Below are 15,385 nucleotides of genomic sequence, written 5' to 3' on the forward strand. Positions count from 1 at the left end.
ACTACATCGAGATGTTCTACAACCCGATTCGCCGGCATGGTTCCGCTGGCGGCATGTCACCGGTAGAGTTCGAAAAGCGCTACGCGCAGAGCGGCGACTGAGTGTCTATGGAACTCTGGTCGGTCCAAGGAGCAATTGAAGCAGGCCGGCAAGATCACTGCGGCCGAGATGTTTGCCAAGCTGGTGGGGGCCATGCCGAAGCGCAAGCATCCTGTATTCGATTACATCGTGGTGGACGAGGCGCAGGACATCGGCGTGCAGCAATTGCGTTTCCTTGCGGCGATCGCCGGCGACCGCGCCAATGCCCTATTTTTTGCCGGCGATCTAGGCCAGCGCATCTTCCAGACGCCGTTTTCGTGGAAAGTCCTGGGTGTGAACGTGCGGGGTCGCTCGCGCACGCTCAATATCAACTATCGCACCTCGCACCAGATTCGCTCGCAGGCTGACCGGCTTCTCGGCCCTGAAGCCTCTGATGTGGACGGAAATGTCGAAAGCCGCAAGGGCACGATTTCTGTATTCAATGGGCCAGAGCCGACCATTTGCAGCTACGCCGATGCCGAGGCGGAAAGCCAGGCCGTCGGCGTATGGTTGCAGCAATGCAGTGCCAGCGGTGTGCTGCCGCAGGAAATTGGCGTCTTCGTTCGATCCCACAGCGAACTGTCACGCGCACAGGCGGCAGTCAAGGCCGCAGGCTTGCAGGGGCGGGTGCTCGGTAAGGACATGGCGACAGAAGAGGGCTTTGTCAGTATCACCACCATGCACTTGGCCAAGGGCATGGAGTTCCGCGTGGTTGCGGTCATGGCCTGCGATGATGAAGTCATCCCTTCACAGGTCCGCATCGACACTGCTGCTGACGAGGCCGAGCTGACCGAAATCTATAACACCGAGCGCCAGCTGCTGTACGTAGCTTGCACCCGTGCCCGCGATCAATTGCATGTCTCAGCGGTGGAGCCTGAATCAGAGTTCCTTCGGGACTTGCTGCAAAAGTGATCAGCCGTTTTCTAGTCTCGGTACGGTAAGCAGGCAAACCCACCTTCTCGGCGATAAGAATCAGGGATGCTGATGCAGCAGTGGCTATGCTTATCACTGCCCATCCGACCTTGTAGCCCAGGCTAGGGACCTCACTTCTGCTGCCCGTCGTCTTGACTCATCTGAATTTCAGTAGCAGTCTGATTGCACGGAGCCTCGAAACTCCCCGAACAGCGGTACCCACCTCCGAAAAACCGGTGGGTTTTTTGTGCCTGCATGTTTTGCAGGCGCAGCCGACGCGATGCCTGCGTCGGGAGGGCGGTGAATACAACACCCGCAAGGGGAATAAGCCCGCCGGCTGTTCGCGGTTTCGAGCCTCCCGACTTCCCGTCCGCCGTTGCACGGCGGGCGGCTCCGTTCATGGAACGAGGAGGCACCGATGTCGTACGACCGTTTGGACGAAGAAGACGGCCCCGGCTATTTCCTGCCGGTGGAGGGCCAGGTGCGGTTGGCGCGCTTGGGCGATCACGTCAGGTTTCTGGCACGGCTGCTGGCGCCGCGCACGCAGGCGGAGGAGGACGCGGCCGCACGTGGGGTGCGCATGGGCGAGGTGGCGTTCTGCCTGGAGCTGTTGGCCGATCAGGTGGGGCAGGTGCTGGAGGCGTTGTCGTGGCCGGCGCAGCGCCCTGGGGATGCGGCTGATGGCCTGCCCGATTTCGATGGTGACGGAGCAACGGATGCGGGAGGCGCTGCCTTTCGCGTCACGTTGGCGCAGATCGACCGGCTCAATCTGCTGATCGAGAGTGCCTCGGCGCATGCGAGGGTGGTGGCGGTTGGCGATGCGAGCGGGCGGGCTGGGCGTGCGTTGCCTGAGGTGGGCGAGACGCTTTGCGCGGCGGTCGATGAGGTGCGTGCGTTGCTGGGGCAGGTCGAGCGTCAGCCGCTGCGTGCCGCGTCGTCGGCTCGGGTGCGCGAAGAACAGGCGGTCTATAGGGTGAGGCCGGTGGCACAGGCTGACGAACGCGGGTGGATGCACTGAGCCTCAAGGGAAATGGGTCGGGGCAGCGAGGCTCCGCTTTTGTTGGGGTCGGTTGGAAAAGTCCCTGGATCCCCGCGTTCGCGGGGATGACGACGTGGTGGTTGGAGGAGGTGACCATAGATGGCGCGAAGTCAGCTGGGATGGGCGGCTGGCGATGGGCGTTCTGGCGGGCCTGGTCATGCAAAACAACGGGTTATGGTCAATGTTCCGTATTCCGGAATATGGAATGCGCCGCCCGCCCGCTCCAATGGCAGGTCGCCTTCGCGACACGCGGTAGCGCGGTCTTCACGCTTGAGGGGCTACCTGACAAAACCGACATGACTTTCGGGGGGCGCCGGGCCCGGTGGGGGAGAGGATCATCCGCGGCTTCGGCGCGGGGACGCGCCAGCCACTTCAAGGAATCCGCATGCGCAAGACCCTGGTGACCGCCATCACGCTGGCCCTGGCCGGCACGAGCCTGGCGGCGTCGGCCCAGTCCACCCCGGCCACGCCCGCCGCGCAGGTCGCCGACAGCGCCGCGCAGGTGACCACGCAGCTGCCGCGCACCGCGCGCCCCAGCCACTACGCGGTGCAGATCACCCCGCACGCGGACAAGATGACCTTCGATGGCAAGGTCAGGATCGATGTGCAGGTGCTGGAGCCGACCCAGACCCTGGTGCTGCAGGCGGCCAACCTGACTTTCGGCACCAGCACGCTCAGCGCGGGCAAGGGCAAGCCGCTCACCGCCAAGGTCAGCACCGATGCCGATGCGCAGACGGCGAGCTTCGCCTTCGACAAGACGCTGGCGCCGGGCAAGTACGTGCTGTCCATCGACTACAGCGGCATCATCAACACCCAGGCCAATGGCCTGTTCGCGCTGGATTACGCCACCGCCGACGGCCAGAAGCGCGCGCTGTACACGCAGTTCGAGAATTCCGATGCGCGCCGCTTCATCCCGTCCTGGGACGAGCCGGATTTCAAGGCCACCTTCGACCTCAGCGTGACCGTGCCGGCCGCGCAGATGGCGGTGAGCAACATGCCGATCGCCTCGTCCAAGGACGCCGGCAACGGCATGAAGCAGGTGGTGTTCGCCACCACGCCGAAGATGTCGACCTATCTGCTGTTCTTCGGCCTGGGCGACTTCGACCGCGCCACGCTGGCCGGGCCCAATGGCACCGAAATCGGCGTGATCGCGCAGAAGGGCAAGGTGGACCAGGCCAAGTTCGCGCTGGAGTCCGGGCGCGACGTGCTGAAGGAATACAACGCCTACTTCGGCGTGAACTATCCGCTGCCCAAGCTGGACAACATCGCCGCGCCCGGCCAGAGCCAGTTCTTCAGTGCGATGGAGAACTGGGGCGCGATCTTCACCTTCGAGTACTCGCTGCTGCTGGACCCGGCCGTGTCCAACGTCAACGACGAGCAGCGCGTGTTCACCACCGCCGCGCACGAGATCGCCCACCAGTGGTTCGGCGATCTGGTGACCATGGCGTGGTGGGACGACCTGTGGCTCAACGAGGGCTTCGCCACCTGGATGGAGGGCCGCACCACGGCCAAGCTGCATCCGGAATGGGACATCGACAAGACCGAGGCGGCCTACACCAGCCGCGGCGCGATGGGCCGCGACGCCTACGCCACCACCCATCCGGTGGTGCAGCACGTGGCCACGGTGGAGCAGGCCAGCCAGGCCTTCGACGGCATCACCTACGGCAAGGGCTCGGCGGTGATCGGTATGCTGGAGGACTATGTCGGCTCGGACAACTGGCGCAGCGGCGTGCGCAGCTACATCAAGGCCCACGCCTACGGCAACGCGGTCACCGACGAGCTGTGGCGCGAGGTCGACAAGGCCGCGCCGGGCAAGGACTTCATCCAGGTCGCGCACGACTTCACCCTGCAGCCGGGCGTGCCGCTGATCAAGGCCAATGCGGTCTGCTCCAGCAACAGCACCACGGTGACCCTGGAGCAGGGCGAATTCACGCTGGACCGCCCCAACAAGACGCCGCTGCGCTGGAACGTGCCGGTGACCCTGCGCGGTGCCGACGGCAAGGAAACGCGCGTGCTGGTGCAGAACGGCAGCGCGCGCGTGACGCTGCCGGGCTGCCAGCAGCCGGTGGTGATCAACGCCGGGCAGAAGGGCTACTACCGCACGCTGTATGCGCCGGCGATGTTCCAGGCGCTCAGCGCCAAGTTCGCCACGCTGCCGGTGGTGGACCAGCTGGGCGTGATGATGGATGCAGGCGCGCTATCCAGCGTTGGCCTGCAGCCGGTCGCCGACCAGCTGGACCTGACCGCCAAGGTGCCGCTGGAGGCCTCGCCTGACCTGTGGCTGCAGGTGGCCAGCGTGTTGGACGGCGTCGATGGGCTGTTCGATGGCGATGCCAAGCAGCAGGCGGCGTGGCGCAAGTACGCCATCGCGCGCCTGTCGCCCAAGTTCCAGCAGCTGGGCTGGGACAACCGCGAGGGCGATCCGGCGCGGGTCAAGCAGCTGCGTTCGAGCCTGATCGGCGTGCTCAGCAACATGGGCGATGCGCAGGTCATCGCCGAGGCGCGGCGTCGCTTCGCGGCCTTCCAGGCCGACCCGAAGTCGCTCTCGCCGGATCTGCGCCGCACCGTGCTGGGCATCGTCGCGCGCAACGCCGATGCGGCCACCTGGGACACGCTGCACGCGATGGCCAAGAAGGAGACCTCGTCCATGGTGCGCGACCAGTACTACTCGCTGCTGGCCTATGCCAAGGACCCGGCGCTGGCCCAGCGTGCGCTGGACATGGCGCTGACCGATGAGCCGGGGGCGACCAACGCCGCCAGCATGATCGGCGCGGTGGCCGAGGAGCATGCCGACCTGGCGTTCGACTTCGCCGTCAGCCATCGCGAGAAGGTCGACACGCTGGTCGATTCCACCTCGCGTGCACGCTACTACCCGGGCCTGGGCAGCAGCGCGGACGACCTGAAGATGGTGGACAAGATCAAGGCCTATGCGGACCAGTACATCGCCCCGACCTCGCGCCGCGCGGCCGAGACGGTGATGACCAGCATCCAGACCCGGGTCAAGCTGCAGGCCGAACGCCGTCCGCAGGTAGTGGCGTGGCTGAAGCAGCAGAAGTAAGCGCTGTCTGAGGCATGCCAGGGACTGAGGCGTGTAAGAAGGAAGAGGCCCCGCGATGCGGGGCTTCTTTTTTGTCCCTCGCCGGGGTACGGCGATGCGGGCCACTTGGTGAAGCGCGTGAATGTGCGCCACGCCGCTTGTGGTCGGTGAGCGCTACTTCGGCAAGCGGCCTCGACCCGGGCGGGCACGGCTCCTCGGCTCGGTCCGCCCTCCATGGCGGACTCGCCGCCGCGGGCCATCCTAAGGCCCGCTCTCCGCGCGCCCGCCCGGGTCGAGGCCCTGCGGTGTATGGATCAGGACTTCTTCAAACTTCAAGGCCTCGAGCAGCGCTCTGCCCCCTCCCTTTCGCCGCAGGCGAAGGGGAGGGCCGGGGTGGGGTGCTTTTGCTTCGGTAGCTTTCCCGGTAAAGCCCCGACCCCTCCCCAGCCCTCCCCTTCGCCTATGGCGAAAGGGAGGGGGCCTCAAGTCGATAGTTTCCTGTCACTGATCGTGGTGCGCGCGAGGCAGGGGGTTCGAGTACCCCCTGCGACCCGGAGCCCTATGACCTGACGTGCCCCCACCGAAGTTCCGGCGCTCAGACGCAGTGCTCCCTGGATCGGGCGAAGCTCACTTGTCCGAGGTGTGTCCGGATCTATCACCCATCCTCACGCAGATCAGCCTCTGCCGCCGATCCCGGACCCCCTTCATGGTCCCCATCTCGCACGGCCTGGCCCGGCGGCCCGAAGGACGCGCTGCCGTCGTCGTAGCGGATCAGGTCGCGCACGCCGACCACGCCCTCGATCTGGCGCACACAGGCCACGGCGCGCTGCTTCATGTCGCGCTCGGGCACGTTGCCGGTCAGCGTGACCTGGCCGTCCCGGATCTCGACCAGGATCTCGCCGGCCTCGATGTCCGGCTGCTGCGCCAGGGTGCGGACCACATCGTCGCCGATCAGCTGGTCGGAGCGGGCAGGGGTGCTCATGGTGGAAGTCCTTGTAGTGGGTGAGGCGATGCTGCGCCCGCGCAAGTGAGCGCACCGCCAAGAGCGCGCTCGATGAAGGGCGCGCCCGCCGGTACGCGTATGCTTGTGGGGATTTCGGTTCGCCTGGGAGGGCACGATGAAACAGACGATGCGGGTGTCGCTGATGGGCGCGCTGCTGGCGGCGGCCAGTGCGCAGGGGGCGGAGGTCACAAGCGCGGCCTACACGCCGAGCGGCGGCGCGGTGACGGTCTACACCTCGGCCTCGGGCGCGCCCGCGCAGATGGTGCGCAGCGAGGTGGCCGCCCTGCAGCCCGGTCATGCCCTCACCGAGCGCGAGAACTCGATCTTTGTCGACCCGACCCGGCGCTTCCAGACCGTGATGGGCGTGGGTGGGGCGATCACCGATGCGGCGGCCGAGACCTACGCCAAGCTGAGCAAGGCCAAGCAGGCCGAGTTCATGAAGGCCTATTACGACCCGGACGCCGGCATCGGCTACAGCTGGGCCCGCACCACCATCCACAGCTCGGACTTCTCCAGCGCCAGCTACACCTACATCAAGGAAGGCGACAAGGACCTCAAAACCTTCTCCATCGCGCACGATCGCAAGTACCGCATCCCGATGATCAAGCAGGCGATCGCCGCGGCCGGCGGCACGCTGCCGATGTTCGCAAGCCCCTGGAGCGCGCCGGCCTTCATGAAGGACAACAAGAGCATGCTCAAGGGCGGCCACCTGCTGCCCGAGTATGCCGATGCCTGGGCCAACTACTACGCCAAGTTCATCGCGGCCTACGAGAAGGAAGGCATCCCGATCTGGGGCATCAGCATCCAGAACGAGCCGATGGCGGTGCAGATCTGGGAGTCGATGCAGTTCTCGGCCGAGCAGGAGCGCGACTTCCTCAAGGACCACCTCGGCCCGACCATGGCCAAGGCCGGCTACGGCGACAAGAAGATCATCGTGTGGGACCACAACCGCGACATGATGGTCCACCGCGCCAACGTGCTGTTCGACGACCCGGAGGCGGCCAAGTACGCCTGGGGCATGGGCTTCCACTGGTATGAGACCTGGGCCGGGTTCGACCCGATGTACGACAACGTGGCCGCCGTCTCGCGCGCCTATCCGGACAAGCCGCTGCTGCTGACCGAGGCCTCGATCGAGAAGTTCGACTTCGACCGCATCCAGGACTGGGCCCACGGCGAGCGCTACGGCGCCTCGATGATCCACGACTTCAACAGCGGCGCGGTGGCCTGGACCGACTGGAACATCCTGCTGGACGAGCATGGTGGCCCCAACCATGTGGGCAACTACTGCTTCGCCCCACTGCAGGCCGACACGCGCACCGGCGAGCTGATCTACACCCCGCCGTACTGGTACATCGGCCATTTCTCCAAGTTCATCCGCCCGCAGGCCCAGCGCGTCAGCGCCGCCAGCAGCCGCAGCAATCTGATGACCACCGCGTTCCTCAGCCGGGACAACCGGCTGGCGACCGTGGTGATGAATGGCAGCGACCAGGCGATCACCTACAACTTCTATGTCGGCGAGGCCTCCACCCAGGTGGAGATCCCCGCGCACGCGATCCAGACGCTGGTGTACTGAGCCGGCGCGTCATCCCCGGCCTCTTCGATCGGCATGATCGAAGAAGACGCCCCGCATCCGCGGGATCTCCTGCTTTGGCCGTGGTGTCCACCTTGTAGAGCGGAGCTTGCTCCGCTAGACCGTCCCCGGCGACCCGACCGAAGGGCAGCGGAGCAAGCTCCGCTCTACGGTTCCGGCGACCCGAACGAAAGGCAGCGGAGCAAGCTCCGCTCTACGGTGCCGGTGACCCGACCGAAGGGCATCGGAGCAAGCTCCGCTCTACGGTTTCGGCGATCCGACCGAAGGGCAGCGGAGCAAGCTCCGCTCTACGGTGGGTTGCGATTTTTCCGATGCGATGTCGGGCGAGCTCCTGATGCATTGCGCGAGGCGCGCCGCTCAGGCTGTGGGCATGGCAAGCCCTGCGCTACACATTGGACGGTACTCGGTGATCGGCGCTGTCTATGGGGTGACGACGGTGACGCTTCTGCGTCGTCCCCTCTTCGCCAACCCGGTCGCCGCGCAAGCGATGGCTTCTGAATTGCGTGGGTCGGATGCGTCCGGCGATAGCGACTCCATTGCCTGGGTCGTCATGCCGGATCACGTGCACTGGTTGTTCGAATTGCGGGCCGAGAGCTTGAGCCGCGTGGTGCAGCGATTGAAGTCGCAGGCTGCGCGTGACATCAATATCGCGTGCGGAACACGCGGTGCATTCTGGCAGCCAGGGTTCTACGACCGTCAGATGCGCGGTGACGAGGATCTGCTGACGCAGGGGCGCTACATCCTCGGGAATCCTGTGCGACGTGGATTGGCTGGGGGTTTGGGTGAGTATCCACATGCCTGGTGCCGATATGGCAACGACCTATCGCTGGCGCCATGACCCTGCCCTGTAGAGCGGAGCTTGCTCCGCTGGAGCATTCCAGGCGATCTGATCGAAGGGCAGGGGAGCTTGCTCTGCTGGAGCATTCCAGGCGATCTGATCGAAAAGCAGCGGAGCAAGCTCCGCTCTACAGAGGGTTTGAATTTTTCGGCGCCATGTCGCGTGATGTGCTGATCGCTTGCGATCGCTCGATGATCTGTGCGTTCGGCGATCTGGCAGGTAGCGATATCTGTTGCGCTGGGCATCTTCGGTGATCTGGCCGAAGGGCAGCGGCCATGTAGAGCGGAGCTTGCTCCGCTGGAGCATTCCAGGCGATCTGATCGAAGGGCAGTGGGGTTTGCTTCGCTGATCATTTCCGGGTGATCGGACCGAAAGGCAGCGGAGCAAGCTCCGCTCTACAGAGGGTTTTTGAATTTTTTGGCCCCATGATGCGGGGCAGGCCTTGGGCTTGCCTTGCGTGGTCCGCCGCGCCGCGCAGGCATGCGGTCCCGGATCGACCCAAGATGGTAGAAAGGGCGTTCGGCGGCGGGGTCTGCCGCCTGGACACCGAGCATTCGCATGGCACTGATCGATACCCGGCATCACCAGATGTACCCGGCGCTGGATGCGGCCCAGCTGGCCACGGCGCGGCGGTTCGCCAGCGGGCCGGCGCGGCGGTTCGCGCCGGGCGAGGAGGTGTTCGCCGTCGGCGACCACCCGGCGCCGGTCTGGCTGGTGCTGGAGGGGAGCATCGTCGTGTCGCGTCGCGACGGGTTGGGCCATGAGGAGGTCATCCACGAGCACGGCGTGGGCAGCTTCACCGGCGAGGTCAGCCAGCTGGCCGGGCGTAGTTCGCTGGCCGGTGGCGTGGCCGGTGCGCAGGGCTGTACGGCCGTGCCCCTGGATGCCGCGCATCTGCGCGCCCTGCTGATCGGCGCGGCCGAGCTGGGCGAAATCGTGATGCGCGCGCTGATCCTGCGCCGCGTGGGCCTGATCGAAAGCGAGGCGGTCGGCTCGGTGCTGGTCGGCCAGCCGGGCGAGGCCGAGCTGGTGCGGCTGCAGGGCTTCCTCACCCGCAACGGCTATCCCAACACGCTGCTGGACGCGACCCAGGACGCGCAGGGCCAGGCCCTGGTCGAGCGCCTGGGCATCCACGCCGAAGAACTGCCGCTGATGATCTGTCCCAACGGCACCGTGCTCAAGCGCCCGACCAACCTGGCCGCGGCCAGCTGCCTGGGCATGACGCCGGAGCTGGATCCGGCGGTGGTCCACGACGTGGTCGTGGTCGGCGCGGGGCCGGCGGGGCTGGCGACGGCGGTCTATGCGGCGTCCGAGGGGCTCTCGGTGCTGGTGCTGGAGCAGCGCGCCATCGGCGGGCAGGCCGGTGCGTCTTCGCGCATCGAGAACTATCTGGGCTTCCCCACCGGCATCTCCGGCCAGGCGCTGGCCGGGCGCGCCTACAACCAGGCGCTGAAGTTCGGCGTGGAACTGGCGCTGCCGCTGGATGTGCGCACCCTGCAGTGCGAGGCCAAGGCCGAGGATCCGCATGCGCCGCTGCAGCTGAGCCTGGACAACGGCCAGGTGGTGCAGGCGCGCACGGTGGTGGTCGCTTCCGGGGCGCGCTACCGCCGGCCGGAGGTCGCGCAGCTGGCGCGCTTCGAGGGCAGCGGCGTGTCCTACTGGGCCTCCCCGATCGAGGCGCGCATGTGCGCCGGCGAGGAGATCGCGCTGCTGGGCGGCGGCAACTCGGCCGGGCAGGCGGTGGTCTACCTGGCGCCGAAGGTGAAGAAGCTGCATCTGGTCATCCGCGGCAAGAGCCTGGAGGCGTCGATGTCCAGCTACCTGATCGAACGCATCCAGGCGCTGCCCAACGTGGAGCTGCACACCAATACCGAGCTGCTGTCGCTGGAGGCCGACGATCATGGCGCGCTGTCCGGTGCGACCTATCGCGATCGCACGAGCGGCCAGTCGCACCGTTGCTCGCTGCGGCATCTGTTCCTGTTCATCGGCGCCGACCCCAATACCGATTGGCTCAAGGGCTGCGTGACGCTGGACCCGGCCGGCTTCGTGGTCACCGGTGCCAACGGCGCGGCCTTGCTGGAGACCGACCGGCCCGGCGTGTTCGCCATCGGCGATGTGCGCGCCGGTTCGGTCAAGCGCGTGGCCGCCGCGGTGGGCGAGGGGGCGGCCGTGGTCGCGCAGATCCATCAATACCTGGCGGCCCTGGAGCCGCGTCCTGCCGCAGAGCCCTGAAGGAGCCATCATGTCCCGTTGCACGCATCTGCATGACATCGCCGAGGTCACGCCCAGCGCCAAGGGCTGCGAGGATTGCCTGGCCATCGGCAGCCCGTGGGTGCATCTGCGCCTGTGCCGGATCTGCGGCCACGTGGGCTGCTGCGACGATTCGCCGCACCGCCACGCCAGCGCGCATTTCCACGCCACCGGCCATCCCATCATCGAGGGCTACGACCCGCCCGAAGGCTGGGGCTGGTGCTACGTGGACAGGACCGAGGTCGATCTGCCCGATCAGACGCCGCAGCTGGGGCCGATCCCGCGCTACGTGTAGCGCGGCCGCGGGGCGGCGGTCGAGCGATGCCGAGGCCGCCGGGTCCGGTACGATGCGGTCACCGCAGCCTGAAGGACCGTGCATGTCCAGCCCGAGCGTGGTGCCCGCTTCGCCGTGGCGTCAAAGGATCGTGCGTGGCGCGCTCTGGTTCGCGGCGATCGCGTGGGGCGTCCTGCTGGGGGCCAAGGTCTTCGACCTGGTGGTCCTGGCGGGCGCCTGGAGCGCGGCGCCGCCGGCCTCGTTGCGGCTGTTGCCCTACGGGGCCGCGTATCCGGTCAATACCGGTGATTTCTTCATTCCGCCTTCGGCCTTGCTGCTGGTCGCCACATGGATCGCTGTCTTCGCCGGCTGGCGCACCCCGATGCGATACCGCCGCTGGCTGCTGGCATCGGCGCTGACGATCCTGGTCGTGCTGGTCTTCACCGTGGCGTCGTTCTGGCCCATGAATGCCGCGCTCTGGGCCGTCGCCAAGGGCGCGCCCGGCGCGCTGCAGGATCAGGCAGGTATCGAGGCGCTGGTGCATGCCTGGCTGCGCAACGACTGGCTGCGCGTGATCGCCGCGACGGTGGGGTTTCTCAGCACCCTGCGTGCGATCAGCCTGCCGTTCCCCGACGCACAGGTCATGACCGGCCCCGCATCGCGCGCAAGCAGGCTCGCGTATGCGGGCTGTGTCCTCCTGCTGCTGGCGTTCGTGGCGTACTTCGTGTCCGAGCTGCTCTAGCGGTCTCACACGCTGAGATGGGCGCGTGGCAGGCTGGTGCGGTGAGGCAGGTTCCATGACCCGACGCGGCGGCAGCGCCGATCTTCCCCTGCATGGCGGGCGCGTACCGGCGTGGCTGGGCCAGCGCATGACCCGGCTGGGTGCGGTGATGTGCCAGGCCATCGTCCACAGCTATGGGCGCGACGAGCTGCTGCGGCGGCTGGCCCATCCGTTCTGGTTCCAGTCCTTCGGCGCGGTGATGGGCATGGACTGGCATTCCTCTGGCATCACCACCAGCGTGATCGGCGCGCTCAAGCGTGGGCTGACGCCGCTGTCGGGCGAGCTGGGCATCCATGTCTGCGGCGGGCGCGGCCGGCATTCGCGCGCCACGCCCGACGAGCTGCTGGCGGTGGGTGAGCGCACCGGCGTGGACGGCGCGGCGCTGGCGCGCGCCAGCCGGCTGGTGGCCAAGGTGGACAGCGCGGCGGTGCAGGACGGGTTCGACCTGTACCTGCACGGTTTCATCGTCGGCGACGACGGCCAGTGGGTGGTGGTGCAGCAGGGCATGAACACCGCCAGCAGGCAGGCGCGTCGCTATCACTGGCTGTCCGAAGGGCTGAAGGACTTCGTCGATGCGCCGCATGCGGCCATCGAGGGCCCACGCCAGGGCGCGATCGTCAACCTGGCCGATCGCCGCGCGGCCGGCGCGCGGGCGGCGCAGGTCTCGCTGCTGCAGACGTTGGGCCCGCAGGAGATCGCGCGCGAATACGGGCGCCTGGCGACGCCGACGGCGGCGACGGCCAAGCGCTTGGCCCGCGCGCGGACCGAGGCCGCCTGGCCCGTCACCGGCGACCTGTTCGCCGAGCCGGCGGCGGAGGCCCCCGGTCCGCAGGCCTGGAATCCGGCCTCGCAGCCGCATCTGTTGCTGCCGGACCATCACGATGTGCGCGCGCAGGACATCGTCCTGCGCCGGCTGCACGGCAGCCTGGCCGCGGCGGCCGAGCAGGGGCCGAAGGATTTCACCGCGTTGTTGCAGGTGCCCGGCGTGGGCGCGCGCACCGTGCGCTCGCTGGCGATGGTGGCCGAGGTGCTGCACGGCACGCCGTGCCGCTTCAGCGATCCTGCGCGGTTCTCGCTGGCCCATGGCGGCAAGGACCGGCATCCCTTTCCGGTGCCGACCCAGGTGCTGGACCACACCATCGGCGTGCTCAAGACCGCCGTGCGCCAGGCCCGGCTGGGCAACGAGGAAAAGCTCGAGGCGATCCGCCGCCTGGATGCGCAGGCGCGGCAGCTGGAGGCGCAGGCCGAAGGTCCGTCGCTGGAGGCGTACCTGGAAGAGGAGCGCCGCCAGTCGCATCGCTACGCCGGGCGCAGCGTGTTCGGCTGGGAGCCGGCGCCGGATGAGGCGGCCGGAGTTCCTCCCGCGCCGGCCGCCCCGCAGCGCGCCGCATCATGAGCCGCGCCGCCGAGGCGGCGGTCCCGATCGACGGGCGCTGCTTCACCTATGTCTTTCCGTGCGCCTGGGAGGACTTCTGCAAGATCGGGTTCTCGCGCGATCCGCTGGGGCGGATCGGCGCGCTGCATCCGCGCTGGTTCGAGTTCTTCGACCTGCACAGCGGCGTGCTGATCGAGACCGAGACCGTCCGCGATGCCCGCGACCTGGAACTGCGGCTGCGCGGGCCGCTGCGTGCCCATCGCGCCCCGATGCCGCTGACCATCCGCGATGCGGCCGGCGGCCAGACCGAGTGGTTCCGCGGCGTGGCCGCGCCGCTGGCCACGCATGTGGCCGAGCTGGCGCAGGGCGGTTATCGCGTGCTGCCGCTGCACGGCTGGCTGCGGGCGGCGGCCCTGTCGCGGATCGACCGGCTCTACGACTGGGCCGATGCCCAGCTCAGCGTCGAGGAACGCGAGGGCCTGATCGCCCGCACGCCGGCCGGGCGGGCGCTGGGCGATGTGCTGGACGGCTATCGCAGCCTGGACATCGATCTCACCGATCAGCTGTCGCCGGTGATTGCGCGCTGGTACGGCAAGGTCTGAGGTCGGCGAGTGCCGGTCAGCGGGCCGGGCCGGGCCGCGGCTCACGCGCGAGCAAGGGCGTTTGAGCGAAAATCACCGCTCCCGCTGTCGCCCCACCGGTCCATTGAAGCCCGAACGCCTGCTGCCGCTGATCGTCGCCACCGCCTTGTTCATCGAGAACATGGACTCCACGGCGATCACCACCTCGCTGCCGGCGATCGCCACGGACTTGGGCGTGGAGCCGGTGGCGCTGAAGCTGGCCCTGACCACCTACCTGCTGGCGCTGGCGGTGTTCATCCCGATCAGCGGCTGGGTCGCCGACCGCTTCGGCGCGCGGCCGACCTTCATGACGGCCATCGCGGTGTTCCTGCTCGGCTCGCTGGGCTGCGCGGCCTCGACTTCGCTGGAATGGATGGTCGCCGCGCGCTTCGTCCAGGGCATGGGCGGGGCGATGATGGTGCCGGTCGGGCGGCTGGTGCTGTTGCGCAGCGTGGCCAAGGCCGAGCTGGTGCGGGCGCTGAGCTGGCTGACCATCCCCGCGCTGCTGGGGCCGATCCTGGGCCCGCTGCTGGGCGGTCTGATCACCACCTACAGCCACTGGCGTTTCATCTTCCTGATCAATCTGCCGATCGGCGCGCTGGGCATGTGGCTGGCGTGGCGGCATATCCCGCTGCTCAAGGAGCCGGTGCAGCCGCTGGACTGGACGGGCTTCGCGCTGTCGGGCGTCGGGCTGGCGCTGACGATGTTCGGGCTGGCCACGCTGGGGCGGCACATGGTCAATATCGGCCTGGCGCTGGGATGCGTGGCGGTGGGCGCGGCGGTGATGGGCGTCTACCTGTGGCATGCGCGCCGGGTCGCGCATCCGCTGATCGATCTGAGCCTGCTGCAGCTGCCCACCTACCGCATCGGCGTGCTGGGCGGGTCGGTGTTCCGCATCGGCATCGGTGCGATCCCGTTCCTGCTGCCGCTGATGCTGCAGCTGGGCTTCGGTCTCAATCCGCTCCAGTCCGGTGCGATCACCTTTACCTCGGCGGCCGGCGCGATGTTCATGAAGACGCTGGCGGCGCGCATCCTCAAGCGCTATGGCTTCCGTAAGGTGATGGTGTTCAACGCGGTGGCGGCGTCGCTGATGCTGGCGACTTATGGCTTCTTCCGGCCGGGGACGCCGTATCTGCTGATGGTGACGCTGCTGCTGGTCGGCGGCTGTTTCCGCTCGCTGCAGTTCACCAGCCTCAACGCGATCATCTATTCGGAAGTGGATCAGGCGCGCATGGGGCAGGCGACCAGCCTGGCGGCGATGATCCAGCAGATCTCGCTGGCCCTGGGCGTGACGGTCGGCGGCTATGCGCTCAGCCTGGCCAGCCTGGCCACCGGTCAGCCGACCGGGGTGCCGATCAACTTCACCTTTGCCTTCCTCACCATCGGCCTGATCTCGGCCAGCTCGGTGATCGCCATGCGCAAGCTGGCGCCCGACGCCGGCGCGGAGATGGCCGGCCGCGCCAAGCCGGGCGAGGAAGTGCACGAGCCCAAGGTCGTTGCGCGGCCGGGGACCTGAGTCGACGAAGGTTCTTGGCCTGATCTTGGATCACGCTGCGATGGACCGTGATGCGTGGGCGTCTTCACTTC

General features: G+C 67.6%; 11 protein-coding genes and 1 pseudogene. 11 read left to right on the plus strand and 1 reads right to left on the minus strand.

The annotated features are described in order from the left end of the window. Nucleotides 1–132: 132 nt before the first annotated feature. The 3 genes and pseudogenes from EAT51_RS10385 to EAT51_RS10395 all read left to right on the plus strand — a co-directional run. Nucleotides 133–990: pseudogene (locus tag EAT51_RS10385) on the plus strand (3'-5' exonuclease); the annotation flags it as partial. A gap of 418 nt (nt 991–1,408) precedes the next feature. Further along, entirely contained in the window at nt 1,409–2,008 is a 600-nt protein-coding gene (locus EAT51_RS10390; RefSeq protein WP_130561592.1) for an XAC0095 family protein, read from the plus strand. A gap of 406 nt (nt 2,009–2,414) precedes the next feature. After that, complete coding sequence (locus tag EAT51_RS10395; RefSeq protein WP_130561593.1) at nt 2,415–5,087, plus strand: M1 family metallopeptidase; 2,673 nt, start codon at nt 2,415–2,417, stop codon at nt 5,085–5,087. A 634-nt stretch (nt 5,088–5,721) separates the two neighbouring features. On the opposite strand, the gene EAT51_RS10400 is transcribed toward EAT51_RS10395, so the two are convergent. Beyond that, nucleotides 5,722–6,048, minus strand: coding sequence for a BON domain-containing protein (locus EAT51_RS10400; protein ID WP_130561594.1), 327 nt, complete (start codon nt 6,046–6,048; stop codon nt 5,722–5,724). Nucleotides 6,049–6,184: 136 nt separating this feature from the next. Between EAT51_RS10400 and EAT51_RS10405 the strand changes: the two genes are divergently transcribed. From EAT51_RS10405 to EAT51_RS10440, 8 genes are all read left to right on the plus strand, one after another. Next, nucleotides 6,185–7,642: a glycoside hydrolase family 30 protein gene (locus EAT51_RS10405; RefSeq protein ID WP_228257890.1), complete on the plus strand. Its 1,458-nt coding sequence runs from the start codon at nt 6,185–6,187 to the stop codon at nt 7,640–7,642. A gap of 388 nt (nt 7,643–8,030) precedes the next feature. Beyond that, a complete protein-coding gene (locus tag EAT51_RS10410) occupies nt 8,031–8,498 on the plus strand; it encodes an REP-associated tyrosine transposase (RefSeq protein ID WP_130561595.1) in 468 nt (155 codons plus the stop codon). 558 nt (nt 8,499–9,056) lie between these two features. Continuing rightward, nucleotides 9,057–10,730 (plus strand): FAD-dependent oxidoreductase, encoded by a 1,674-nt coding sequence (locus EAT51_RS10415; RefSeq protein ID WP_130561596.1) that lies wholly within the window; start codon nt 9,057–9,059, stop codon nt 10,728–10,730. 10 nt (nt 10,731–10,740) lie between these two features. Continuing rightward, complete coding sequence (locus tag EAT51_RS10420; protein WP_130522851.1) at nt 10,741–11,043, plus strand: UBP-type zinc finger domain-containing protein; 303 nt, start codon at nt 10,741–10,743, stop codon at nt 11,041–11,043. An 82-nt stretch (nt 11,044–11,125) separates the two neighbouring features. Continuing rightward, a complete protein-coding gene (locus EAT51_RS10425) occupies nt 11,126–11,764 on the plus strand; it encodes an anthrone oxygenase family protein (protein ID WP_130517703.1) in 639 nt (212 codons plus the stop codon). A gap of 55 nt (nt 11,765–11,819) precedes the next feature. Further along, nucleotides 11,820–13,199, plus strand: a complete 1,380-nt coding sequence (locus EAT51_RS10430; RefSeq protein ID WP_130517705.1) for a DUF763 domain-containing protein — start codon at nt 11,820–11,822, stop codon at nt 13,197–13,199. Continuing rightward, on the plus strand, nt 13,196–13,780 hold the full coding sequence (locus EAT51_RS10435) for a GIY-YIG nuclease family protein (protein WP_130561597.1): 585 nt from the start codon (nt 13,196–13,198) through the stop codon (nt 13,778–13,780). The genes EAT51_RS10430 and EAT51_RS10435 overlap by 4 nt, the downstream gene beginning before the upstream one ends. Nucleotides 13,781–13,883: 103 nt before the next feature. Further along, nucleotides 13,884–15,314: an MFS transporter gene (locus EAT51_RS10440; RefSeq protein WP_130517709.1), complete on the plus strand. Its 1,431-nt coding sequence runs from the start codon at nt 13,884–13,886 to the stop codon at nt 15,312–15,314. Nucleotides 15,315–15,385: the final 71 nt, after the last annotated feature.

The sequence above is a fragment of the Pseudoxanthomonas winnipegensis genome (assembly GCF_004283755.1).
GTDB classification, from domain to species: domain Bacteria; phylum Pseudomonadota; class Gammaproteobacteria; order Xanthomonadales; family Xanthomonadaceae; genus Pseudoxanthomonas_A; species Pseudoxanthomonas_A winnipegensis.